A 25553-nucleotide genomic window follows, 5' to 3' on the forward strand; every position below is an offset into this window, starting at 1 on the left:
TTGAGAGTGACTTACGGCGATCAAGTTCAGCTCACCCAGAACCACAGCAGCGTCAGATTGGCCGCCGAGATCAGACCGAACAGCCCCCAGGCAGCAATCTTGACCAACCGACTGTTGACGAACGGCCCCATCAACTGCGGATCACTGGTAAAGCGAATCAGCGGCCAGAGCGCAAACGGCAGTTGCAGGCTCAGCACCACCTGGCTGAGCACCAGCATCTTGCCGACCGAACTGTCACCCAGCCAGATCACGCCGATCAGCGCCGGAATCAGTGCCAGTGCGCGAGTAATCAAGCGCCGCTGCCAGCAAGGAATTTTGGCCTGCAGAAAGCCTTCGAGCACCACCTGCCCGGCGATGGTTCCCGTGAACGTCGAACTTTGCCCTGCCGCCAGCAAGGCGACGCCGAACAGCACGCTGGCAATGGCACCGCCGACCAATGGATCAAGCAGGTGATAAGCGTCCTGAATCTCGACCACTTCGGTATGCCCGGTCTTGTGAAACGCCGCAGCCGCGAGGATCAGAATCGCCGCATTGATAAGCAGCGCAAGGCTCAGCGAACCGATAGTGTCCAGCCGGGCGTAGCGAATGGCAGTGGCCTTGCTGGCCAGGTCAGCACCATTGACCCGGGTCTGCACCACCGACGAATGCAGATAAAGGTTATGCGGCATGACCGTGGCACCCAGAATACCGATGGCGATATACAGCGGCTCCTGGCTGCTCAGTACATCCCAGCTCGGTTTCAGGCCCGCCACCACATCCGGCCAGAATGGCTTGATCAGAAACAGCTCGATGGCAAAACAACTGGCAATGGTTGCAATCAACCCCAGCACGATAGCTTCCAGACGCCGGAAATTGGCGCCCTGCAAGGCCAGCACGATCAGGGTATCGAAAGCGGTCAGCGCTACACCGGTGGTTATCGACACGCCCAGCAACAGATGAAACGCCAACGCCGCCCCCAGCACCTCTGCCAGATCGGTGGCGATGATCGACAGCTCTGCCAGCAGCCACTGGCCTTTGGCGACATTACGGCTGTAGCGGGCAGCAGACAGCTGCGCCAGATCACGCCCGGTGGCGATGCCAAGGCGGGAACAAAGGTTTTGCAAGACCATTCCCGACAGACTGGCGAGCACCACCACAAACAACAATGAATAACCAAAGCGTGAACCGGCCTCGATAGCCGTCGCCCAGTTGCCGGGGTCCATGTAACCGATGGAAACCAGCAGGCCTGGCCCCACGAACAGCATCATCTTTCGCAGCAATGATGCGTTCGACGGGATGCTCACGCTGTCGGTGGTCGCCGATGGGCAGAAAGGGGCTGTTGCAGTGGTGGGCAGTTTGTACGTCACGGGAACCCGACAGGCAGAAAATCAAGACCCTCATCCTAAGGTTTTGCGACACATGTTGATACATCATTGGCGGCTTCATGCCTGCTGTTTTGACGCTTGCTGGTCTTTGAGGCTGGCGCTGCATTGCTAATCACAAGCTATTTCAACGGCGTATAGCCTGAGCCAACCGGTATAAACACTCAAAAACCGCACCAACTAAACAATTATTAATCTTTTAGGGGCCATTAACCGCATTAAAAGACCATTCATTACAAATTGTAAAGAGTACCATTCAGGCATCTACAAGAACTCAGGATGGCCATCGATGAACTCATCACCTCGCACAGGTGCACCCAAGGGCGAACAGCTGCGGGCAGCGTATATCTCGGCGCGTATTGATCGACTGCCTGCGGTTGCCACTATCTGGAAACTGGTCGCCCTGCTGTCTGTCGCCGGTTTTTTCGAGCTTTACGACCTGTTTCAGACGGCCTATATCAGCCCCGGCCTGATTCGCGACGGAATCTTTGCCACGGGAAACCAGGGCCTGTTCGGCTTTTCCGATCAGGCAGCCTTTGCCTCGGCGACCTTTCTGGGTCTGTTTTTCGGTGCCAGTCTGGTTAGCCCGATTGCCGACCGTTACGGTCGCCGCGCAATTTTTACCTTCGCGCTGATCTGGTACACCATTGCCACGGTGATCATGGGTCTGCAGACCTCCGCTCTGGGCGTGATTGGCATGCGCTTTTTAGTGGGTATCGGCCTGGGCGTCGAGCTGGTGACCATCGACACTTACCTGTCGGAACTGGTGCCCAAACGCATACGCAGTTCGGCGTTCGCCTTCGCATTTTTCATCCAGTTTCTGTCAGTCCCCAGCGTGGCGCTAATGTCATGGTGGCTGGTGCCCCAGGCACCCTTCGGCTTTTCCGGATGGCGCTGGGTGGTGATTGGCAGCGCGGTATTTGCGCTGTTTGTCTGGTGGCTGCGTTCAGCACTGCCAGAATCACCTCGCTGGCTGGCGCAGCAGGGGCGTTTCGACGAAGCCGAACTGATCATGGACGGAATTGAAGCACGTTGTATCAAAGACCAGGGCAAGCCGCTGGATGAACCTGAACCGGAGAAAGTCGCGCTGTCAGGCAACGGCCGCTTCGCTGATATGTGGCAACCGCCATACCGTCGTCGTGCACTGATGCTGATCGTATTTCACCTCTTGCAGGCCATTGGCTTCTTCGGCTTCGGTAACTGGCTACCCGCCCTGCTTTCCGGCCAGGGCCTTAGTGTCACACACAGCCTGGGGTACGCGTTCGTGATCACGCTGGCCTACCCGCTCGGCCCGCTGCTGTTCGTGAAATTTGCCAACCGCTTCGAGAACAAATGGCAAATCGTCGGCTCAGCGTTGGGAGCGATGATCTTCGGCAGCCTGTTTGCCTTCCAGACCAGCGCGGCAGGCCTTATTTTCTGCGGGATCATGATCACATTCTGCAACGCATGGCTGAGCTTCAGTTATCACTCGTATCAGGGCGAGTTGTTTCCGACCAACATCCGCGCACGTGCCGTGGGCTTTTGCTACTCGTTCAGCCGCCTGTCAACGGTGTTCAGCAGCCTGCTGATCGGGATTTTCCTCGACCACTTCGGCACACCGGGCGTACTGGCGTTCATCGTTGGCAGCATGCTGATCGTGATCATCACCATTGGCCGGTTCGGACCACGTACACGCAATCTGGCGCTGGAGCAGATAGCCCACCGTTGAGTGAACTGACCGAGGAGTGGGTTCAGGCCTGAGCCCACTCCACATTGGTGACACCAAAGTGTTCCGCATAAGGTTTGGACACTTTGGCGACTTTCTCCAAACGGTATTTCGGTATGCGCGCAAGACCCGCGTCGACACTTGCACAGTGCCATGCTTCAGCGTTGTCCATATTCTCGGTGCGTATATAAAAACTCTTGAACGAACCGTTCAGCAGATAATCAATGCGGTAATGCTTTGGAAGTGCCATTGAAAGCCTGATCCTTTTTTCAGCAGTGGCTTGAAGTATAGGTGACTGCATTCACTGCAAAGAAATTCATTCTTTTTTCAATATCGGCGACCAACGAACATTCCCATTCGGATATATCAGCGAATACCCAGGCGCTTGGCAAGTCGATTGAGATTGGCTCTGTCCACCGCTAAATCGCGCGCCACTTCTGCCCAACGGCCTTGATGTCGTTCAAGACAATCAACAATCAAAGAACGCTGAAAAGCATCCACCGACGCCTTGAGCCCTGCCCCCTGCACAGCCGCTGAAAGGGCTTTTTCAGCCGTGGGCAGTGGCGTGGCAGACGCCGAGCCGTCGAGACCCAGCGCTGGCCCTTCGACCGTCAGGATGCGCGGCTTTTGCGGATGGGCAGACAACGCCTTGAGCACCGCCCGGCTGATCAGGTGCTCCAGCTCACGAACGTTACCCGGCCAGGGGTGCGCGAGCAGCAACCGCTGCGCCTCGGCGCTCAGGCGCAGCCCACGTAGCCCCATACGCACACGGTTTTCCTCGAGAAAATAGCCGGCCAGCAGCAACACATCCCGTCCGCGCTCGCGCAGTGCTGGCACGAGCAGCGGGTAGACGCTCAATCGATGATAGAGATCCGCCCGAAACCGGCCGGAGCGCACTTCCTCGGCCAGATCACGATTGGTGGCAGCGATGATGCGCACATCCACATGGTGTTCCTGATCAGCACCGACCCGTTGCAACTGACCACTTTGCAGCACACGCAACAGCTTGGATTGCACCGACAATGGCAGCTCACCCACCTCGTCAAGGAACAACGTACCGCCATCCGCCAGCTCGAACCTGCCGCTACGCCCATTGACCGCCCCGGAAAAAGCGCCTTTGACATGTCCGAACAATTCGCTCTCGACCAGCATTTCAGGCAGCGCGGCGCAGTTGAGGCTGATCAGCGGCTTGTGTGCCCGCGGCGAGTGCAGATGGATGGACTCGGCCACCAACTCCTTGCCGACACCGGTTTCACCCATGACCAGTACCGTCAGCGGGCTGTTGCCGACCAGTTCAATCTCCTGCTGCATACGCTGGTGAACCGCACTCTGGCCAATCAGTTCGCGAGGCGCTCGCCCTCCGGCAGCGCGCTTGTAGACCTCGGCCAGTTGGCGCTGATCTTCAAAACCCCGCGCCAACTGGTTGATGCGCTCGCCCGCCATGACCGTTGCCGCCGCGAGGCTGGCGAAGGCCTGCAGGTTATCCAGATCGACGCTGCCAAAGCTGGAGGGGTCCAGCGAATCCAGGGTAATAAGCCCCCAGGGCCGCCCTTGAACAGACAGCACGCAGCCCAGGCAATCATGCACTTCCAACGCGCCATGACCGTCGACCAGACCGTCATAAGGGTCGGGTAAATCGCAATCGGCAGCAAAGCGCAGCGGCCCGTCACTCGCAAGCAACGCCTCGAAGCGAGGATGCTCGCTGACCCGGAAGCGACGACCGAGCGCGTCCGGGCTGAGTCCGTCGACCGCCAGCGGAATCAGCACATCACCCTCAAGCCTGAGCAGTGCTGTAGCGTCGCAAGGCAGCCAGTGGCGCAGCGAGCACAGCAGACGCCGATAACGCTCTTCGTCCGGCAGTTCTCTGGACAGGTCGGACACCAACGGTATCAGCTCACGCAACAGGGGGTGGGTCATTACGACTCCAGCAGACGGCCAACAAAGGCGTCATTATGACTCGCCAGGCTGAATAAGTGGTCACCGTGATGTTTATCCAGGCTCGCCCGTTCTGGCACCGTATGTCGAACACGTTGTATCAACGCGCGAATCAGAGCTACCGCCGTTAATCAGCCCTCTGAAATGACTCATTAACTTTACAGTTTCCGTACCAGATTCCGTTATTTGATCAATCAATGAATCAATAGCGTTCGTGCAATTACAGTTGCCCGACCCTTAATTTTCTGACGCCACAGGCACGGCTGAATGATGGATATCGTTTAATTTTATTGATGTGGCGATTGTCCGGTCTTGTTCCATAGTGCGCTCACTTTTACAGGAGCAACTGTTCATGCCCGGCACTCAAGGAAGAGCTCTTGAGGTTGATACACCTCTGGTTGTCGACCTCGATGGAACGCTGCTGCGTTCAGATTTGCTGTTTGAAACCGCAGTAGCTTTTATCCGCGGCCGACCATTACAGGTATTCAGGCTTTTTACCTGGCTGTTACAAGGCAAGGCGCCCCTCAAGCAAGGGCTGGCTCTGGGCACCGACATCGACGTTGCGTTACTGCCCTACGATGCTGCAGTCATCGCTTATATCCAGACCAGTCGGCAGCACGGGCGCAGGGTGGTTTTGGCAACGGCCTCTCACGAAACCCTTGCCAACCAGATTGCCGCACACCTGCAAATGTTTGATCAGGTCTGGGCCTCGGACGGTAAAACCAATCTTTCTGCCCATCGCAAACGCGATTTGCTGGTCAGCCATTATGGTGAGGGCGGCTTTGATTACATCGGTAATTCCCGGGACGACCTGTGCATCTGGAAAGTCTCACGCAAGGCCATCGTAGCCAGCCCGCTCGCAGGTGTGGAGCGCGCGGCGCGGGCACAAGGAAACGTCGAACAGGTGATCAAATCCACATCGTCCCGACGCAGTGCGTGGTACAAGGCGTTGCGCCTCCACCAATGGCTGAAAAACACACTGATTTTTGTGCCCCTGCTCGCGGCTCACCAAGTCCAGAGCACGCAATTGCTGCTCGACGGCTTGCTGGCATTTTTGTGTTTCGGGCTCTGCGCATCAAGTGTTTACCTGCTCAATGACCTGCTTGATCTGGCAGATGACCGCCACCATCGAAGCAAACGCGAGCGCCCGTTCGCCAGCGGTCAGTTGTCGATCGAATCCGGCTTACTGGTGATCCCGCTGTTGCTCGCAGCAGCCTTCGCCGGCGCGGCAATCATGTTGCCATGGCAATTTGCGGCGGTGCTGGCTGCCTATTACTTGCTGACGCTGGTTTACTCGCTTTACCTCAAGCGCCACATGGCAGTGGACGTCATTGTTCTGGCGATGCTCTACACCACGCGCATCCTGGCCGGTGCAGCGGCGTTTCAGTTGCCGCTGACGTTCTGGATTCTGGCATTTTCAATGTTTCTGTTTCTCAGCCTCGCGCTGGTCAAGCGCTATGCCGAACTGCGCGACGCGAGGCTGTGCGATGTGACCGTCAAGACACGCGGCCGCGGCTACTACCCGGGCGATCTGGACATGATCGCCTCCCTGGGTGCATCGTCGGGCAATCTGGCGGTAATGGTCCTGGCGCTTTACATCCATGAGGGCGCGACGGTTGCCCTGTATCAGCATCCGCATGTGATCTGGCTGGCTTGCCCGTTGCTGTTGTTCTGGATCACCCGGATCTGGATGCTCACCCATCGCGGCCAGATGAACGAGGACCCGGTAGTTTTCGCAATCCGCGACCGGATCAGCCAGGGGATCGGTTTTCTGTTCCTGCTGGTGTTCTGGATCGCCGCATGAGCGCGCCTCTCTACTCCTGGGGGCGCTACCCGCAGGTTGCCCAGCAAGGTCATGACTGTGAGGCGGTAAATCGCTTGCCGGCGCACATCTCGGAAACACTTGCGCACCATCACACCAGCCTGCCGTTCGGCAACGGCCGTAGCTACGGCGACAGTTGTCTGGCCAGCAGTGGTCACGTACTGGACATGCGCAAACTGGATCGCTTCATCGCCGCAGACTAGCAGAACGGCGTGGTGCAACTGGAAGCAGGCATGACCCTGTCACAACTGCTGGCGGCAGCAATCCCGCGCGGCTGGTTTCTACCGGTCACACCGGGCACGCAGTTTGTGACGATAGGCGGCGCACTTGCCAACGACGTGCACGGCAAGAATCATCATCTACGCGGCACCTTCGGCTGTCATGTCATGCGTTTCGAATTGATCCGTCATGGCGAGCCGCCGATGGTTTGTTCGGCCGTGGAAAACCCTTTGTTTTTCGCTGCCAGCATCGGCGGCCTGGGCTTGACCGGCGTTATCAGTCGGGTCGAGCTGCAATTAATGCCGATCCGTACCAGTCAGATCAACAGCACGGTGGTGCGCTTCGCCAATCTGGCAGAATTTTTTACCCTGTCGCACGAGCTGGACGCGCAGCACGAATACAGCGTGGCCTGGATTGATTGCCTGGCGCGAGGCAGTAATAGTGGCCGTGGCGTGTACATCGTCGGCGACCACGCTCGTTACGGGTCGCTAACGGTCGATGCGCCCAAGCGTCTGAGCATACCGTTCATTGCCCCGCTTTCACTGGCCAACAAGCTGTCCTTGCGTGCATTCAATTCGATCTACTGGCACGCCCATCCACAACAGGCCAAGGCCCACCGCAGCGCTTGTGAAGCGTTCTTCTACCCGCTGGATCGCATCCAGCACTGGAATCGTCTTTATGGTCGCAAAGGGTTTCAGCAATACCAGTGCGTGATCCCCGAGCATTGCGCGCCCAAGGCCATGCAACTGCTGCTCGATGCGATTGCTGCATCGGGCCGGGGTTCATTCCTTGCGGTACTCAAGCGCTGCGGCGATATCGCTTCGCCGGGGCTGCTGTCCTTCCCGATGCCGGGTACTTCGCTGGCACTGGATTTTTCGCAGACGCGCGAGCTGGCCGAAACACTGTTCCCACGCCTGGATGCCATTGTCCGTGAAGCGGGTGGACGTCTATATCCGGCAAAAGATGCACACATGACCGGGAGCGATTTCCGCCAGGCCTATCCAGCCTGGGAGCAACTTGAAGCCCTGCGTGACCCTTCCTTGATGTCCCGCTTCTGGAAACGAGTGATGCCATGAAAAAAATTCTGATCATCGGCGCGACATCAGCCATCGCCCACGCCTGTGCCCGACTCTGGGCCGCGCAGGGCTGTGATTTTTTTCTGGTGGCGCGCGACATGGAGAAGCTCGACAGCAATGCAGCCGATCTCAAGGCGCGCGGTGCCGGGCGTATCGACACACACCGACTGGACGTTACGCACTTTTCAGAGCACCCGGCGATGCTGGCCGACTGTCTGGCTGCATTGGGGCAGATCGATATCGTCCTGTTGGCTCACGGCACCCTGCCCGACCAGAAGGCCTGCGAGCAATACGCAGGCCTGGCCATACAGGAATTCATCACCAACGGTGCATCGGTTATTGCCTTGCTGACCCTGCTGGCCAGGCATTTCGAAGTGCAGCGCTGCGGCACACTGGCAGTGCTTTCCTCCGTCGCTGGTGATCGAGGACGCCCTTCCAATTACCTGTACGGCTCGGCCAAGGCTGCCGTCTCGACGTTCTGCGACGGGTTGCAGGCGCGGATGTTCAAGTTCGGCGTACACGTAGTGACCATCAAGCCGGGTTTTGTCGACACGCCCATGACCCACGGCCTGCCGTTGCCTGCCTTGCTGGTTGCGCAACCGGCAGCTGTTGCCGAGCGCATCGTCAAGGGCATCGCACGCCGGTCTACAAGCCTTTATGCGCCGGGCTTCTGGGCATGGATCATGTGGGTGATTCGCGCGATTCCACAGCCATTATTCAAAAGGCTCGACCTTTGAGCGACATGCCGCTGCTGTCAGGCTGGCGCTATCGGGCGGTGCTGCTGTCGGTCATCGTCTCGGCACTGGGCTATCTGGGATTTTCCCTGTGGGGCGGTTGGCAGGCAGTCAGCGCAGCAACCGGCAAGGTCGGGGTGCAGGGCATTGGCTTGGTCTTGCTGATGTCGGCAATCAACTACGCGCTGCGCTTCGGACGCTGGCAGCTTTACCTTGAGGTGCTGGGGCATCCGCTTGCCTGGCGGCAAAGCCTGCGGATCTACCTGGCCGGCTTCGCCCTGACAACCACGCCCGGCAAGGCCGGCGAAGCATTGCGTGGCGTATTGCTCAGGCCGCTGGGCGTACCGTACCCACAAAGTTTTGCTGCATTTTTCAGCGAACGCCTGTCCGATCTGCTGGCCATCGTGCTGCTGACGCTGTTCGGTTTGTCGTGGTACCCGCAGGCGCAACCCATGATTTTTATCGGCCTGGCGCTGGTTCTGGCGGGGCTGCTGGTGCTGTCTCAGGGTCATTTGCTGAAGCGCATGCGAGGTGCGCTGCGGACGGAGAAGAGCACACGACTGCACAGGCTGCGGCGGCAGCTGTTCGACATCCTGCTCGCCGCCCGTCAATGCCTGCACGGGAGAGTGTTGCTGACCGCCAGCCTGCTCAGTCTGCTTGCCTGGAGCGCCGAGGCACTAGCGTTTTACTGGATGCTTGGCTGGATGGGCGCGCAGATCCCACTGACGTTTGCCGTGTTCACCTATGCACTGGCAATGCTCGCCGGAGCGTTGAGCTTCATGCCGGGTGGCCTGGGCAGTGCCGAAGCAGTGATGGTCGGGCTGCTGATGTTCAAGGGCATGCCTGGGGCCGACGCGATTGCCGCCACGCTGCTGATACGTCTGGCGACCCTGTGGTTCGCAGTGGCGATCGGTGCCGTGATGCTTTCCCGATTCAACGCTGCACCAACGGGACGTCAGCCTTGAGGCAGTAAAGCAGGCACCCGACACCTTTTGTTCACCTCACGGAGGAGCTGTTCAATGCCACCCGATTCGCGCACCTCGATTGCCATGCCCCTGTTTCTGCTGGGTGCCGCCATCGCCGCAAGTTTTCTGGCCTCCAGCGGGCCGGTGCAATGGATGGACAATGGCATGTTTCTGGCCAACGCCCGCGAAGGCCATTATTTCAGTCAGTCGCTCGGACCGCTGGAGCATCCGCTTTATCAACTGCTCAACTCGGTATTCTTCACACTGTTCGGCTCACGCGCGCTCAGCCTGCTGAATTCGTTACTCCTCGTGCCGTTGGCATGGATCGTCTATCGACTGGCGCAAAGCCTCGGCGCCGGGCCACATCAGGCCGTACTCGCTGGCACAGCGACGGTATTGGCGCACGGAGTGTTCTGGGTGTCGACCAAAGCCGAGGTTTATCTGCTGCACACGCTGTTCGTACTGCTGGCTTATACGCTGCAGTTCAATGACAGTAACCGTCTGACGCCGCTGAAAAAGCTGTTCATGATTGGCGTGCTGACTGGAATGGCGGCCTCGACTCATCAACTGACCTTCGTGGTCCTGCTGCCGCTGTACCTGCATCTGCTGTACCTGTATAAAGCGCGCGTTTTGATCACCCTGCCCGGCTTCATGCTCGGCTTCGCAGCAGCGGCTGTCGCAGTGTTCAATGACCTGAACACCGGATTGGGCCTGCTGGATATTGCTCGACGTTACCTGACCGGTGCGTCCGCGACCATTGCGGGGCCGGAGTGGGAAGGCAGCCTGTTGCGTTTCGACGAACTCCTGGAGGAAAGGAACGCAGCCATACTGGTGCTGCTGTCACTGATAGGGCCGCAGTTGGCGGGGCTGCTGCTGTTTCCCAAGGAGAGTCGGCTGCGGTTGTTGTGGAGTGCGGCGCTGTTGAATCTGGTTTTTGCCATTTCCTATAACGTGACCGACCGTTTCACCTTTTTTCTACCCGGCGTGGCGATGCTGAGCATCATCGGCATGATTCAGCTGCGGCGGGTTTTGCCACACAATGTGACACGCAGCACCTTGCTCAATTTCTCGGTATTGTCCTCGCCGACAGTGGTTCTGTTGGCGTATTCACTTTACGCAAACGGGGTCATACATTTTCCTGAGCATAAGGAGAAGCTGCCCTACCGCGACGATATCCGTTATTTCATGGTGCCTTACCTGCGCGACCGCTTTGCCGAGCAGTTCGTGCGCGCCTATGAACAGGTCGTGCCCAACGGTGCGTTGATCATCGCCGACTGGACACCGATGGGTGCCATGCGCTCCGGGCAAGCCATCGGGCTGCTTGGCGGTCGCAGGCTGGCCATGTGCGACGACAACATTGCCATTCGAGCGGCCTTGAACAGCAACGGCGTCTATCTGCCACGGTTGAGCTATTGCGGGACGCTTACACAGAACTACCGGCTGGAAGAACAGCCGGCAGGATATTCATTGCAGGCGAACTGATCATGAATGAACCTCTGACTCACATTCATGACACGTTCGTGCACACTCTCAAGGCTGCCAGAGCGCCTGCCCGCCGCCCAGTTTGCGGTCCAGAAAACTGGCCGCGCTGATCAACGCCAGATGGCTCAGGGCCTGCGGTGTATTACCGAGATGATGAGCATGCGCGTCGAATTCTTCGGCGTACAAGCCCAGCGGGTTGGCGTAACGCAGCAATTGTTCGAACTCCAGATGCGCCTGCTCGACCCGACCGGCACGGGCCAGACATTCGACGTACCAGAACGAACAGGCAACGAATGCGCCCTCTTCGCCTGCCAGTCCGTCATCGTGATCATCATCGTTGCGATAGCGGAATACCATCCCGTCACGCACCAGTGCTGCTTCGATGGCGTCCAGCGTCGCCAGCCACTTCGGGTCATTGGCACCGACAAAGCGTACCAGCGGCATCAGCAGCATTGAGGAATCCAGATTGCGGCTGCCCTTGTGCTGCACGAAGTGGCCCAGGTCTTCGTTCCAGAAATTCTCCCAGATATCGTTGTGGATCTCTTCACGTACCCTGGTCCAGCGCTCGAAGGGCCTCGACAGCGAGCGCTTGAACGCCAGGCGCAGTGCCCGGTCCAGTGCCACCCAGCACATCAGCCGCGAATGCAGAAAATGCTGATCGCCACCGCGCATTTCCCAGATGCCTACATCGCGGTCGCTCCAGTGTTCGCACACGTAGTCGACCTGGCGAACGACATGCTGCCAGCCATCATGGGAAATAGCGTCTCCATACTTGTTGGCCAGGTAGACGGCGTCCATCAGTTCGCCATAGATATCCAGCTGAACCTGCTTGTAGGCCTCACTGCCGATGCGTACCGGCTGAGCACCGCCGTAGCCGGACAAATGATCGAGATTGTCTTCCGGCAATTCTGCGTGGCCATCGAGGGCATACAGAATGCCGAGTTTCTCGGTCTGTTCACAGCAGTCATCCAGTCGCCCGCGCACCCAACTCATGAAGGCATTGGCTTCATCGGTGTACCCCAGGCGCATGAACGCATACACGGTGAATGATGCGTCACGTATCCAGGTGTAACGGTAGTCCCAGTTGCGCTCGCCGCCCTCGGTTTCCGGCAGACCGAACGTCGCGGCTGCGACAATGCCGCCATGCTTGCGCGAGGTCAGCAGCTTGAGCGCCAGCGCCGAACGAGTGACCATTTCACGCCAGCGGCCCTTGTATTGCGATTGCCCGGCCCAGTGCCGCCAGAATTTCAGCGTGTCGTCGAAATAGCGCGAGCATTTGCCTGCGGCCACGTTCGGGTCGTCGATACCGCCAAGAATGAACTCGACGGTCTGGCCTTTATGCATGTGAAACTCGGCTACAGCGTCCTGCTGCTCCAGCTGTAGCGGCGTAGCAGCCGACAAGCGCATGCCTGGCTGCCCTTCGGCCTCGAAACAGATGTCCTGGCCATCGACGCGAGCGGTGGTTTCAGAACGGCTGTAGTCCATGCGTACCCGACAGCGCATGCGAATGGTGGCCTCGCCAAAACGCACTTGAACCCTACGCACGATGCGCGGCAGATCGTCCTGATCTTCACCGATCGGCATCAGGTCGGTGACTTCCACCACCGCGTCCTCGGAAATCCAGCGGGTTTGCAGGACATTGGTGTCCGGCAGGTAGATCTGCAGCCGCCTGGCGTCAGGCAAATTGGGCGCCAGCTGAAAGATCCCGGCATCGGGCGTATCCAGCAGCGCGGTGAAAATTGACGGGCTGTCGAAGTCCGGCCAGCAGCAGAAATCGATGCTGCCGGTGTTGGCGATCAACGCGGCGCTGCGCATGTCGCCGATGATGCCGTGGTCTTCGATACGGTTTTGCGCTTCTTGGGGAAAGTCAGCCATTGCCACGGAACTCCGGATAAAGGGTCATCCCGCCGTCGATGTACAGGGTCGTGCCGTGCACATAATCCGAGGCATCGGAGGCCAGCCATAGCACGGCATTGGCGACGTCTTCGGGCTCACCGATACGGCCATAAGGGATCAGCTTGAGCATTTCCTTCTCGGCGTCGCGCTTGCGCGCGTCGGCATTGATCGGCGTGCGAATAGCACCCGGCGCGACGCTGTTGACGCGAATTTTCAGCTCGCCGACTTCCTGAGCGATGCTACGCATTAACAGGTCGACGCCGCCCTTGGATGCTGCGTAATTGACGTGCCCGGCCCATGGAATCAGTTGGTGCACTGAACTCATGTGAATGATCTTGCCTATCGCCCGTGACACATCAGGGCGCATGCCTTGCTTGATGAACTGGCGCAACGCCGCACGGGCACAGAGAAATTGCCCGGTCAGGTTGACATTGATGACCGTGTTCCAGTCTTCCAGGCTCATGTCGACGATGGCTGCGTCTTTTTGCAGGCCCGAGTTGGCGACCAGGATGTCCAATGCGCCAAAGTGCTCGATGGTCTGCGCAAACAGGCGCTCGACGTCTGCTTCTTTCGACACGTCGGCCCCGACAGCAAGGGCGCGACCGCCCGCTGCGCGAATCTCTTCAGCCAGCTTCTCGGCAGGTTCAGCCTTGGAGTTGTAATTGATCACCACCGCCGCCCCGGCGTCCGCCAGCGCTCGCGCGGCACCCGCGCCGAGACCGGAACTGGCTCCGGTGACGATAGCGACTTGTTGCTTGAGTGAGATATGCATCGAATTTCAGCCTCGGAGTAAGCGTACTAGTGCTGACTGACGAGGCTGAAAGTAAGTTCAGTTCGGCTTAGGGTGCCGGGTTGGGCTGAGTGGTATGAATGGCTTCGATGCCGGCGATGACCTCGTCGGACAGCGTGACGGCGATGCTCTCCAGGTTGATCTTCAGTTGATCCAGTTTCGTGGCACCAATGATATTGCTGGTCACGAACGGACGGCTGGTGACATAGGCCAGCGCCATCTGCGATGGATCCAGACCATGCTCGCGAGCCAGCGCGACATACTTGGCTGTGGCAGTGACGGCCTGCGGGTTGTTGTAGCGCTGGAAACGCTCGAACAGGGTCAGGCGGCCATCAGCCGGACGTGCACCGTCCAGGTACTTGCCGGCCAACACACCGAACGCCAGTGGCGAATAGGCCAGCAAGCCGATCTGTTCGCGAATAGCGATTTCTGCCAGACCCACTTCGAAGGTGCGGTTAAGCAGGTTGTAGGGGTTCTGGATCGAGACAGCACGTGGCAGATCGAGGGTTTCGGCAAGGTGCAGAAAACGCTGAGTGCCCCATGGCGTTTCGTTGGAGAGGCCGAAGTGGCGAATCTTGCCCGCCTTGACCAGATCGCCCAGTACCGACAGGGTTTCTTCGATTTCGACAGCCTGATCATCCGGGTCGTGGGTGTAACCGAGCACGCCGAAGAAGTTGGTCTTGCGATCCGGCCAGTGCAACTGGTACAGGTCCAGGTAATCGGTATTAAGGCGCTTGAGGCTGGCCTCCAGCGCCGCAGTGATGTTCTTGCGGTCAAGCCGCGGATTGCCATCGCGGATATGATCCATGCGACCTGGACCGGCGACCTTGCTGGCCAGTACCCAGTCGTTGCGGTCCACGTACTTCTTGAAGTACTCACCGATGATACTTTCGGTCTTGGTGTAAGTCTCGCCACGCGGCGGCACCGGGTACATTTCTGCCGTGTCTAGGAAGTTGACCTTGGCATCCTTGGCCATACGAATCTGTTCGAATGCTTCATCCTGGGTGTTCTGCTCGCCCCAGGTCATGGTGCCCAGACAGATCGCGCTGACCGACAGATCGGTTTTGCCCAATTTACGAAATTGCATCGATGTCTCCGTTTGATTCAAAAAGATACAGCTTGAAACAGGGCTCCCATAAAACGCCGACTGGTCATTCACTGCAACACTTTTTATCTAACGATAGCCTTGCGCCTGCAGATCGAACAGCGCGGCGTAGCGCCCTTCGGCGGCGATCAGGCTGTCGTGATCACCGCGCTCCAGCACCCGCCCATGCTCCAGCACCACGATATGTTCGGCGTTGCGCACACTGGAAAAACGGTGGGAAATCAGCAGCGTCATGCGTCCCTTGGCGTACTCGCGAAAGTGCTCGAATACCGCAGCTTCTGCCCCGGCATCCAACGCGGCAGTGGGCTCATCGAGAATCAGAATATCGGCATCGCGGCGCATATAGGCGCGTGACAGCGCGATTTTCTGCCACTGCCCGCCGGACAGCTCCTGACCGCCTGCGAACCAACGCCCCAATTGTGTGGCGTAACCCTTGTCGAGCTGTTCGATAAACTGCGCTGCCATGCCTTGCGCAGCGGCTTCGCGCCAGCGGGTTTCGTCGTGAAAGGCGTGGGTATCGCCGACCCCGAGGTTTTCACCGACCAGAAACTGATAGCGGATGAAGTCCTGAAAAATCACGCCGATGCGCGACCGCAGGGCGTCTTCGTCCCAGTCCTGCAGATCGCTGCCATCCAGCAGAATGCGGCCTTGGTCGGGCTGATAAAGGCGCGTCAGCAACTTGATCAGGGTGGTCTTCCCCGAGCCGTTCTCGCCCACCAGCGCAACGCTGCGACCCGGTGCAAGATGCAGATCGATGTTTTCCAGTGCTGCGCGGCTGGTGCCAGGGTAAGTGAAGCTGACGTTCTCGAAACGCATGCCATCGCCGGGCAGCGCACCCTGGGTCAGGCTGCCAGCAGACGGCGTGACCGGCTGACCGAGGTAAATGTACAGGTCGGCGAGGTACAGCCCGTCCTCGTACAAACCACTGATCGCACTCAGGCTGCTGCTCACCGCGGCCTGCCCTTGCTTGAACAGCACCAGGTACATGGTCATCTGCCCCAGGGTAATACGCCCATGCACCGCATCGACCACCACCCAGGCGTACGCCAGATAGAACGAAGCAGTGCCCAGCAAGCCGAGCAGAAAGCCCCAGCCATCACGGCGCACGGTCAAGCGGCGGTCTTCGGCGTACAACCGTTCAAAGGTGTCGCGATAACGTTTGAGCAGCAGCGGCGCGAAGCCGAACAGCTTGACCTCTTTGATGTAGCCCTCGTGGGAGAGCAGTGTTTCGATGTAGTTCTGCCGACGGGTTTCCGGAGCACGCCGGGTAAACAGGCGGAACGCGTCGCCGGAAAAATGCGCCTCGGCAAAGAACACCGGCAATGCGCCGAGCACCAGAATCAGCAACGCCCAGGGCGAGAAATGCACCAGCAGTACGGCAAAGCTGATCAGCGAAATGAGGTTTTGCAGCAATCCCAGGGATTTGGTCACCAGTGCCAGCGGCCGTGTCGAGGCTTCACGCCGGACGCGCACGAGCTTGTCGTAAAACTCCGAGTCTTCGAACTGCGACAGTGACAGGGTCTGGGCCTTCTCCAGAATCAACGTATTGACCTTCTGCCCCAGCAACACCCGCAACAGCGCCTGCTGCACCGACAGCCCGCGTTGCGCACCGGCCAGCAGCGCCAGTACACCGGCCTCAAGCAACACATAACGCAACACCGGCCATAAAGGAGCCTCGCCAGTGCTGGCATGCAGTTGCATGGCACTGACCACCGCATCGACAATCCGCTGCCCCAGCCAGGCGGCCAGCGCGGGCAGCAAGCCTGCCACCAGCGTGGCAACGATCAAGCCAACGGACAGCGCTCGGGACGTGGTCCAGACCAGATGCATGGCCCGTAAGGCCTGCTGCATGAACGACGTGAAGCGTTTGAAAACCGGCATACGTTAAAAAATCCTGAAGAGCCTTACATATAGGGGGCAGTTCACTGGAGCGCTCATCGTTATACACAAAGCCTTGAGATGACTATCGTGCCAATGCTCCGCGTTGGCATGCAGTTCGTGACGCTCTGGTCACACATCTTCAGTCTGGTGAAACAGCAGGCGTAACCGGAGCTCAGGCCTGCATCTCGTACGGCCTGAATCAGGTGTCAAGGCTCTAATGTGTGACGCGGAGCGTCACGAACTGCATTACCACACGGAGCGTGGTAACGATAATCGATGTGTGATCGCTTATTCCGGACTCACCCTCACTTCGGTGCGCGCTGTACGCAGCGTTCGCGGCGGTCGTCGACGCGTTCGGCGAACCAGGCGGTGGTCAGGTTGCGGGTGATTTTCGGGCTTTTCAGGGTGATGCCGGGCAGGATGGCTCTTGGCAAGGGCTTGCCTGCTGCCTTGTCCGCCAGTGCAAACACCTTGCTGTACAGATCGGTCTCTTCGAACTCCAGGGTATCGCCCTGCTTGAGCTGGTTCCATATCTGTGACTTGTTCATGCCCAGCCGGTCAGCCAGGGTTCGCACTGCCAGCTCGGTGGAGCCTGGCGAGGTGGAGTCGAAACGAATCAGATCGCCATCAAGCGCCAGCTCGATGCCGGTCGCACGACTCACCGCGTTCTGAAACGCGGCATTGCGACTGGCGTACCAACCGGCATTGAAATCGGCAAAGCGGTAAAGGGACTGGGTGTAGTTCACCGGGTAACCCAGTAGATGAGCGATGCCGAAATACATGCCGCCACGGCGAGTAAAGACTTCGCGTCGGATCGAGCCATCCACCGTGTAGGGATAATCTTCCGCATGCTTCTCGGCAAAGGCGATGCTGACCTGCATCGGGCCGCCGGTCTTGACCGGGTTGAAATTGCCGAACAGTGCCTGGCCCAGCGGTACCATGCCGATGAAATCATCAAAGATCGCGCTGAGGTCTTTCTCTGTGCGGGCTGAATCGAGGCGCTTGCCATAGGTCTTGCCGTCTGGTGAACGTACGCGCAATGCAGTGGCTATCAACGCATTGGGGATATGCAAGCGCGCCGCGCGGCGGTTTATTTCGGCACGGGCAATGCGGCCCATGTCAGGCACCGCAGGGTCGACCTGAAAGGTTGACTCCTGTTCGGTCACAGCCAATACCGAGCACAGGTTTTCGGTGGTCATCGGAATTTTCTGCGCGGCAAATGCGGCATGGATATCCGTTGCCCAAGCCTGCCGATCCGTAACAGTGGCAGGCATCAGGCGCACGATCTGCGCACGCGCCTGTTCCGGGCTCAGTTCAGGTTCCTGCACACGCTGAGTGCCACAACCTGCCAGCACCAGCAGCCCGACGCTCAGCATGAGCGATTTGCTTAGCCTTCGATTCAATCCATGACTCCTGCCAGGTTCGCGCTTTACCGCACCGTTCACTTCAGAAGGCTTTAAAACACCGACCAGTCGATCCTCGCGCTGAGTTTTTCCAGCGCAGCCATACCGACAAGGGAATTGCCCGCCGCGTTCAACTCCGGAGACCACACACAGACCGAAGCGCGCTCCGGCACAATCGCAACGATACCACCCCCTACTCCGCTCTTGCCCGGCAGGCCGACGCGATAGGCAAAGTTACCGGCTTCATCGTAAAGACCGCTGGTGGCCATGATCGAATTGACCTGAGTGGCCTGGCGTGCGGTGAGTATCTGCTCGCCACTGTGAGTGCAGAAGCCCTGATTGGCCAGAAAACCGAACGCCTTGGCCAGATCAATGCAATTCATGCTCAGCGCGCAATGGTGGAAATAGCTGCGCAGCACGTCTTCCACATCGCCATGAAAATTGTCGAATGACTTCATCAGATAGGCCGCTGCGGCATTGCGCGAACGGTGCTGGTATTCGGATTCCGCAACTTTGGAATCGGAGGTGATCGCACGGTTGCCGCACAGGCGTCGAACGAAGTCACGCATTGACAGCGACGGTGCCGCAAACCGTGCCTGATTGATGTCGCAGATCACCAGCGCGCCGGCGTTGATGAACGGGTTGCGCGGCCTGCCCCGTTCGAATTCCAGCTGCACCAGCGAGTTGAACGGCTGGCCGGAGGGCTCGTGCCCCAGGCGCTGCCAGATGTCCTCACCGGAGTGCCCGATGGCCTGCACCAGGCTGAACACCTTGGAAATACTCTGTATCGAAAACTGCGTTTCGGCATCACCGGCGCTGAACACCTGGCCGTCGTTGCCGTACACCGCAATGCCCAGTTGATCAGGCCGCACCCCGCCCAGCGCCGGAATGTAATCGGCCACCTTGCCCTGACCAAGCAAGGGTCTTACTTCATCGAGGATTTCGTTCAGCAGGTCTTGCATGTGTGCGCCCCATGTTTTGGCTGCGCACACTACACCAACCCCAGGCGCCTCGCATCACTGTGTTGCAGGCTCAGTCCCGGTAATCGGTGCCGCTACGCTCCAGCTCGCGGATCAGCGCATTCCAGTGTCGGGCGACACCCGGACCATTACCGTCCTTAATGGCCTTGGCCTGCTCTTCCACTTTGGCGATGACCTCCCGGGGCGGAAACACCAGCTCTGCGTTGCCGGCAGACTGCGCTGCAATCTGGATATTGCAGGCGTACTCGAGGGCATGCAGCTGCTGGATTGCGTGCTCTACACTCACCCCACCGGTGAGCAAGCCGTGATTGCGCAGGATCATCACGCTCTTGTCACCCAGGTCCGCGACCAGTCGTTCACGCTCGCTCAGGTCCAGCGCAATGCCTTCGTAACCGTGATAGGCCACACGCCCGGAGAAGGCAATGGAGTGCTGGGAAATCGGCAGCAGCCCGTCCTTTTGCGCCGACACTGCGATACCGTCACGGGTGTGGGTGTGCAGCACCGCTTGCAGGTCATGGCGCGCAGCGTGAATGGCACTGTGAATCACGTAACCGGCGTAGTTGATACCCAGCCCTGTCGGGTCATCGACAATCGTGCCGTCGATGTCGACCTTGACCAGATTGGATGCGGTGATTTCATCGAACAACAGGCCAAACGCGTTGATCAGAAAGTGCTCGTCCGGCCCCGGTACCCGCGCCGAGAAGTGTGTATAGATATGGTCGGTCCAGCGCTTGAGCGCGGCCAGCCGATAGGCCGCTGCCAACTTGACCCGGACTTCCCATTCCTGCGGCGAAACCCTGTCACGCACACTGCCGCCACCCGACGGCGTAGTACCTGGCTGGAGTGGCAAAGCGCTGACGTTGCTCATAATGTTGCTCCTTGGTGACTGCTGACTGGCCAGCCAGACTAGGCGCATTACAAATCAATTGAAAATCACATTTACTTCTAAGCTAATTATAAAAAATAAGAATATTAAGAACGACTGGTGTACAGGCTTCCCAAGCGCATCAGGCGGTCTATTCATATTCGTTAAGGTTATTTAAATAAATTTTTATATAGCGATATGCTCCAGAAAATTCCGTTTCCATTTTGGAGCCATGCATGTCAAAACCTGCCCCCTTTCTACCCCGTTTCAGCCGTCTGGCAGCGGCCATCGGGCTTAGTGCCGCGCTACTGACCGGAACGCTGATTGCGCCCGCCAGCGCACAGGCTGAAGGCGAAATTCGCATCGCCGAGCAGTTCGGCATCGTCTACCTGCTGCTCAACGTGGTGCGCGATCAACAATTGATCGAGAAACACGGCAAGGAAGACGGCCTGGAGATCAAGGTGGACTGGACCCAACTGTCCGGAGGTTCGGCGGTCAACGATGCGCTGCTGTCGGGCTCCATCGATGTTGCCGGTGCAGGGGTTGGCCCGTTGCTGACCATCTGGGACCGCACCAAGGACAGGCAGAACGTCAAGGCGGTCGCATCGCTGGGCAACTTCCCCTATTACCTGGTGAGCAATAACCCCAACGTCAAAACCATCGCCGACTTCACTGAAAAGGACCGCATCGCGGTGCCGGCAGTCAGTGTTTCAGTGCAGTCACGCTACCTGCAATTCGCCGCCGCAAAACTTTGGGGTGATAAGGAATACGCACGCCTGGACAAGTACACCCTGAGCCTGCCGCACCCGGACGCCGCCGCCAGCCTGATCGCGGGTGGCACCGAATTGACCGGGCACTTTTCCAACCCGCCTTATCAGGATCAGGAACTGAAAAACCCCAACATGCATGTAGTGCTCAACACTTATGACCTGCTGGGACCTAACTCTCCCACCGTACTGTTCGCCACCGAGAAATTTCGCAACGAAAACCCGAAAACCTACAAGGCCTTCATTGAAGCGCTGGCCGAGGCAGAAGCTTTCGTCAGTAAAGACATTGGTGCTGCCGCCGACATCTACCTGCGCGTCACCAAGGCGAAGATCGACCGTGCCGAACTGTTGAAGATCATTGATCAGCCGGAGTTTCAGTTCACCATCACGCCGAAGAACACCTACCCGCTGGCCGAGTTTTTGTACCGTGTCGGCGCGATCAAGAACAAGCCGGCGTCGTGGAAGGATTACTTCTTTCAGGATGCCACACCGTTGCAGGGCAGTTGAGTTCTCGCACTGATCCTTATACGCAACAGTCGCTCGGCGTATAGACAAGTCCGGATGACGGGCTTCTGCCCGGAGGGCGTGGGAGCGTCGCCCGGTCCGCTCCCACGGCCCTCGGCCAGAATCAAGAGCGGACTTGTGTATCACGCGAAGCATTGGGACGACAATCAGCGACAAGTCAAATTACCAGTTGTACGTCACCTTGCCGTAGTAAAACGCCCCGCTATACCTGTAAGGCGAGAACTTGCTGTAAGCCAGGTTGCCGCCGCTGGACGAGAAGTCGTTGAGCTTTTCGGGGTACTTGTCGGTGACGTTATCGCCGCCCAGGGTGAAGACCCAGTTCTTGAGTGTGTAGTCTACTGCGAGGTCCAGCAGCCACGCAGCGCTGAAGGTCTGATCGTTGACCTTGTCGGCCTGGTAGCTGGTGAACTCGCCGTAGCGAACCAGGTTGGAATGCAGTGCCCAGTTACCGAACGTCAGATCATTGCCCAGCGTCAGTTTGTGCTGCGGAGTGGTGTCACCCAGCAGACCGATGCGCTCCCTGCGATCCACCCGAACCAGATTCACCCCTAACTGATCGAGAATCGCCGGGTTGGCTTTCACGTCGGTGACTTTAGTGTGGTTGTAGTTGTAGCCCACTGTGCTGTTCCAACGGACGCCGTTATCGAAATGGTAGCGGTAATTGGCGACCAGATCGACACCATCGGTGCTGGTGTCTGTGGCGTTGGTGAAATAGCGCGCGCTGGTGTAGTTGATATCACCCACGCCATTGCTGCGCAGGTAGTTGATGGCCGTGTTGTTGAGCACCAGGTTAGAGGACAGCGAGATACGATCCTGAATATCGATGCGATAGACGTCGGCGGTCACAGTCAGGCTGTCCAGTGGCTGGAGCACCAGGCCCAGGCTGTAGTTGCGCGATTTTTCGGGCTTGAGGTCTTCGGCGCCTAACAGTTGCGCAACGTTACTGCCGGCCGGAAACGTGCCCGCTTCCTGGATAGTGTTGCCAATCAGTTGTGACGAGGTAAAGGTGAAATTCTGCTGCGCCAGTGAAGGGGCGCGGAAGCCTGTCGATACGCTGCCTCGCAAAGCCACCTGCGGGGTGAAGTCATAACGCGCCGAGAGCGCGCCGCTGACGTTGGAGCCAAAATCGCTGTAGTCTTCGTGGCGAACGGCAGCCGACACACCGAGCTTCTCGGTCAGGTTGGTTTCCACATCCAGATACTGGGCGAAGTTGTGTCGCGAGTAGCTGCCTGCATCGGCGGCGCGGAAGCCGCCCAGCCCGGAACTGCCGGTCTGAAAATACGACTCGGCCTGCCCCGCCTCGATCTGATAACCCTGGTGCAGGTATTCGGCGCCGAACGCGACCGACACCGGGTAAGGCAGCCATGCCGCGCTGAACTCCCGCGACAGATCGAAGCCAAGTTGCTTCTGATCGTTGGTCAGCGTGCCGTTATAGAACGAGCGCGGCGTGTTCAGGCCAAGTGACGTATTGATGGTTTTGGTGCGCAGTTCATAGGTGTTTTTCCCGTAGTTGGCAGACACGTCGTAGTGCCAGTCATCCGCCAGCTCGCCGCGTAATCCCGCTACCAGCGAGGTGTCTTCCAGCGTGCCGTTAATCAGTGGCAGATAACCGTTGGGGTAAATCGCAGCGATGTTGTTGGAGGCGTTGCTCGGCCGATAAAACGCGGCCGTTTCACCACGGCGCTTGCTGTAGCCACCGAAGCTGTAGAACTCCGCCGCATCATTGAAACTGTACTCGGCGTTGTATTGCAGCTTGCCCTCGTGGGTTTGCGGCTCACCCTGACGGAACACCTGCTGACCGTAAGTAGTGGAACCTATGCTGGAGGTACGAAAATCATCACCGGCACGGTTGGTGTAGTCGTTGTTGGAGCCTTCACCCGACAGGTTCAACGTGCCGTTGTCGCCCAGCGCGAAACCGGTGTTGCCGGACACCTGACGCTAAATCCCGTCGCCCTTCTTGTATTGGCCGTATTTGCTGGAAATCGAGCCGCCATGATCGGCGCTTTTGAGGATGATGTTGATCACCCCGGCAATCGCATCGGAACCGTAACGCGCTGAAGCACCGTCGCGCAGCACTTCGATGTTGTCAATGGCAGACAGCGGAATGGCGTTCAGGTCGGCAGGTGCCGAACCGCGTCCCACCGCCCCACCCAGGTTGACGAAGGCCGATGTGTGGCGGCGTTTGCCATTGACCAGCACCAGCACCTGATCCGGCGACAGCCCGCGCAATTGCGCCGGTCGGGTCAGCTCGGCACCGTCCACCAGGCTGGGCCGCGGAAAGTTGATCGAAGGGATCAAGCGCGCCAGCACCGTGCCCAATTCGCTGGAGCCGGAACTGCGCAGGCTGTCGCCGGAAATCACATCGATGGGCGACAGCGAAGCACTGGCGGTGCGCTCCTGCGCCCGAGTGCCGGTAACGATTACCGTGCTCAGGGTGGATGCGCCCTGGCTGTTTTGCTCATCTGTTGCCTGTGCAGCATGAGCGCTTGCACTGATGCCTGCGACGCTCAGCAAATTGGCTGAAAAAATCGCCGTGGCCAATACACTCCGTTTGAAACTCCCCATACCACTACCCCTTGAAAATCCTTGATCCAGAAACTCTGTTCTGGTTACAACGAGCGATCCGTGCGGCGGACGGTAGCGATCATTACAGTGTCTGATTGGTGTTCCGGAGGTCCGATGCTTTATAGCTTAATGACATTGATTTAAATATTTAAATATCAATAAAGAATAAGCATCTACATTTGTGTCCAGACTGAAAAATGCCGGAAGCGCGGACAAAAAAAGGCCGCACCTGCCTGAGGATGCGGCCCAAAACTGATGAAGCTGATGGACGAAAAATTGCTTACTTTGCGGTGATCACCGACAGTTTGGTAATGCCTGCGCGTTCGATGGAAGCCATGGCTCGTGCCACTTCGCCGTAATTCACGCCATTGTCCGCCTGCAACTGCACGCGCACGTCAGGGGCCTTGTCCTTGGCCGCCTTGAGGCTGGTTTCCAACAGATCTGGTTGAATTTCATCCTTGTTAATGAACAGCTTGCCCTGCCCGTCGATACTCACCACTAGCGGGTCTTTCTGTTCCACCGGCGCAACCGATTCGGTCTTGGGCAGGTTGATCGGAATCGAGTTGGTCAGCAGCGGCGCGGTCACGATGAACACCACCAGCAGCACCAGCATCACGTCCACCAGCGGCGTAACGTTGATCTCGCTCAGCACTTCATCGGTATCTTGTGTGGAGAAAGCCATCTCAGGACGCCTCCTTCACTTTCTGTCCGGCCTGCCCGCCTGTAGCGCCAGACTTCAGGACCGGATGCAGCAGCACGCGAAATGCACTCTTCTGCGCCAGGCTATAGAAGTCGTGGGCGAAGTCATCCAGGTCGGCAGCGGTCAGTTTCAGGCGCCGCAGGAAGTAGTTGTAAACCAGTACCGCAGGCACGGCGACGGCGATGCCGACACCGGTTGCCACCAGCGCTGCGCCGATAGGACCGGCAACGGTTTCCAGGCTTGCCGAACCGGCAGCACTGATACCCTTGAGCGCCGACATAATGCCCCAGACCGTACCGAACAGGCCGATAAACGGCGAGGTGCTGCCAATACTGGCGAGAATCGCCAGACCGGTCTCCAGCGAGCGGCGCTCCCGAACGATCTGCTGACGCAGGGCACGTTCAAGGCGGTCCTGATGGTTGATGGACTGACTCAGGTCGTTAGCCTGCGCGCCGTCCGGCACCTGAATGGCGGCGTAACCGGCCAGCGCAACACGAGCAGCAGCGCCGGGCTGTTCCTGGGCCAGTTGCGCGGCCGAATCCAGGCTCGATGCAGCCCAGAATTGCTTGTGGAACTTGCGGTCCTGGGACTTCAGGCGCGAGAACTGCACACCTTTGAGCAGGGCCAGGCCCCAGGTGGCGACGGAAAAAATGACCAGCAGCCAGATGACCGCGTGTTCGATGGATTCAAAAGGCGAAGCAAGTAGGTTCATGGCGCAGCTCTCTTTATGAACGAAGTCTGAACAAGGCATTGGGTGTATCGCGATGCGCCTTTGGT

At 58.5% G+C, this 25553-nt stretch carries 18 protein-coding genes and 2 pseudogenes; 7 read left to right on the plus strand and 13 right to left on the minus strand.

Translation table 11 applies throughout. The features are described 5' to 3' along the window. Positions 1-26: 26 nt before the first annotated feature. Positions 27-1334, minus strand: a complete 1308-nt coding sequence (locus FFH21_RS15245) for an Nramp family divalent metal transporter (protein WP_162885670.1) — start codon at positions 1332-1334, stop codon at positions 27-29. 316 nt (positions 1335-1650) lie between these two features. Between FFH21_RS15245 and FFH21_RS15250 the strand changes: the two genes are divergently transcribed. Continuing rightward, a complete protein-coding gene (locus FFH21_RS15250) occupies positions 1651-3069 on the plus strand; it encodes an MFS transporter (protein ID WP_011168837.1) in 1419 nt (472 codons plus the stop codon). 22 nt (positions 3070-3091) lie between these two features. On the opposite strand, the gene FFH21_RS15255 is transcribed toward FFH21_RS15250, so the two are convergent. Both FFH21_RS15255 and norR read right to left on the minus strand, forming a co-directional pair. Beyond that, on the minus strand, positions 3092-3316 hold the full coding sequence (locus FFH21_RS15255) for a DUF6555 family protein (RefSeq protein ID WP_004658504.1): 225 nt from the start codon (positions 3314-3316) through the stop codon (positions 3092-3094). 116 nt (positions 3317-3432) lie between these two features. Beyond that, entirely contained in the window at positions 3433-4983 is a 1551-nt protein-coding gene (norR, locus tag FFH21_RS15260) for a nitric oxide reductase transcriptional regulator NorR (protein ID WP_002553816.1), read from the minus strand. 370 nt (positions 4984-5353) lie between these two features. Here norR and FFH21_RS15265 point away from each other — a divergent pair, with 370 nt between their 5' ends. The 5 genes and pseudogenes from FFH21_RS15265 (at position 5354) to FFH21_RS15285 (ending at position 11299) form a co-directional block, all read left to right on the plus strand. Next, entirely contained in the window at positions 5354-6805 is a 1452-nt protein-coding gene (locus FFH21_RS15265; protein ID WP_011168838.1) for a UbiA family prenyltransferase, read from the plus strand. Beyond that, positions 6802-8118, plus strand: a pseudogene (locus FFH21_RS15270) (FAD-dependent oxidoreductase). Before FFH21_RS15265 ends, FFH21_RS15270 begins: the two are co-directional and overlap by 4 nt. After that, a complete protein-coding gene (locus tag FFH21_RS15275) occupies positions 8115-8855 on the plus strand; it encodes an SDR family oxidoreductase (protein WP_004658507.1) in 741 nt (246 codons plus the stop codon). Before FFH21_RS15270 ends, FFH21_RS15275 begins: the two are co-directional and overlap by 4 nt. Next, positions 8852-9817, plus strand: a complete 966-nt coding sequence (locus FFH21_RS15280; protein WP_041924573.1) for a lysylphosphatidylglycerol synthase transmembrane domain-containing protein — start codon at positions 8852-8854, stop codon at positions 9815-9817. The genes FFH21_RS15275 and FFH21_RS15280 overlap by 4 nt, the downstream gene beginning before the upstream one ends. Before the next feature lie 54 nt (positions 9818-9871). Beyond that, positions 9872-11299, plus strand: a complete 1428-nt coding sequence (locus FFH21_RS15285; RefSeq protein ID WP_011168840.1) for a hypothetical protein — start codon at positions 9872-9874, stop codon at positions 11297-11299. Between the two features lie 48 nt (positions 11300-11347). Here the strand turns inward: FFH21_RS15285 and FFH21_RS15290 are convergent, their stop codons facing one another. The 7 genes from FFH21_RS15290 to FFH21_RS15320 all read right to left on the minus strand — a co-directional run bounded on the left by FFH21_RS15290 (position 11348) and on the right by FFH21_RS15320 (position 20222). Continuing rightward, positions 11348-13174: a glycoside hydrolase family 15 protein gene (locus FFH21_RS15290; RefSeq protein WP_011168841.1), complete on the minus strand. Its 1827-nt coding sequence runs from the start codon at positions 13172-13174 to the stop codon at positions 11348-11350. Beyond that, entirely contained in the window at positions 13167-13967 is an 801-nt protein-coding gene (locus FFH21_RS15295; protein WP_011168842.1) for an SDR family oxidoreductase, read from the minus strand. Before FFH21_RS15295 ends, FFH21_RS15290 begins: the two co-directional genes overlap by 8 nt. Before the next feature lie 67 nt (positions 13968-14034). After that, positions 14035-15072 (minus strand): NADP(H)-dependent aldo-keto reductase, encoded by a 1038-nt coding sequence (locus FFH21_RS15300; RefSeq protein WP_054072974.1) that lies wholly within the window; start codon positions 15070-15072, stop codon positions 14035-14037. Between the two features lie 87 nt (positions 15073-15159). Beyond that, complete coding sequence (locus tag FFH21_RS15305; protein ID WP_041924574.1) at positions 15160-16971, minus strand: ABC transporter ATP-binding protein; 1812 nt, start codon at positions 16969-16971, stop codon at positions 15160-15162. A gap of 305 nt (positions 16972-17276) precedes the next feature. Next, positions 17277-18347, minus strand: coding sequence for a DUF1615 domain-containing protein (locus FFH21_RS15310; protein WP_004658518.1), 1071 nt, complete (start codon positions 18345-18347; stop codon positions 17277-17279). Between the two features lie 80 nt (positions 18348-18427). Then, positions 18428-19336 carry a glutaminase B gene (gene glsB, locus FFH21_RS15315; RefSeq protein ID WP_002553827.1) on the minus strand — a complete coding sequence of 303 codons (909 nt, stop codon included), beginning with the start codon at positions 19334-19336 and terminating at the stop codon, positions 18428-18430. A gap of 70 nt (positions 19337-19406) precedes the next feature. Beyond that, positions 19407-20222, minus strand: coding sequence for a class II aldolase/adducin family protein (locus FFH21_RS15320; protein WP_011168845.1), 816 nt, complete (start codon positions 20220-20222; stop codon positions 19407-19409). Positions 20223-20455: 233 nt separating this feature from the next. Between FFH21_RS15320 and FFH21_RS15325 the strand changes: the two genes are divergently transcribed. Beyond that, on the plus strand, positions 20456-21493 hold the full coding sequence (locus FFH21_RS15325; RefSeq protein ID WP_011168846.1) for an ABC transporter substrate-binding protein: 1038 nt from the start codon (positions 20456-20458) through the stop codon (positions 21491-21493). Positions 21494-21673: 180 nt separating this feature from the next. On the opposite strand, the pseudogene FFH21_RS15330 reads toward FFH21_RS15325, so the two are convergent. The 3 genes and pseudogenes from FFH21_RS15330 to FFH21_RS15340 all read right to left on the minus strand — a co-directional run bounded on the left by FFH21_RS15330 (position 21674) and on the right by FFH21_RS15340 (position 25488). Continuing rightward, positions 21674-24076 (minus strand): annotated as a pseudogene (locus FFH21_RS15330) (TonB-dependent receptor plug domain-containing protein). A gap of 280 nt (positions 24077-24356) precedes the next feature. After that, positions 24357-24758 carry a biopolymer transporter ExbD gene (locus FFH21_RS15335; RefSeq protein ID WP_002553831.1) on the minus strand — a complete coding sequence of 134 codons (402 nt, stop codon included), beginning with the start codon at positions 24756-24758 and terminating at the stop codon, positions 24357-24359. Position 24759: 1 nt separating this feature from the next. Then, the gene (locus FFH21_RS15340) at positions 24760-25488 is read right to left on the minus strand and encodes a MotA/TolQ/ExbB proton channel family protein (protein ID WP_002553832.1); all 729 of its coding nucleotides are present in this window, start codon (positions 25486-25488) and stop codon (positions 24760-24762) included. Positions 25489-25553 lie beyond the last annotated feature (65 nt).

The sequence above is a fragment of the Pseudomonas sp. KBS0707 genome (assembly GCF_005937945.2).
In the GTDB taxonomy this organism is placed as follows: domain Bacteria; phylum Pseudomonadota; class Gammaproteobacteria; order Pseudomonadales; family Pseudomonadaceae; genus Aquipseudomonas; species Aquipseudomonas amygdali.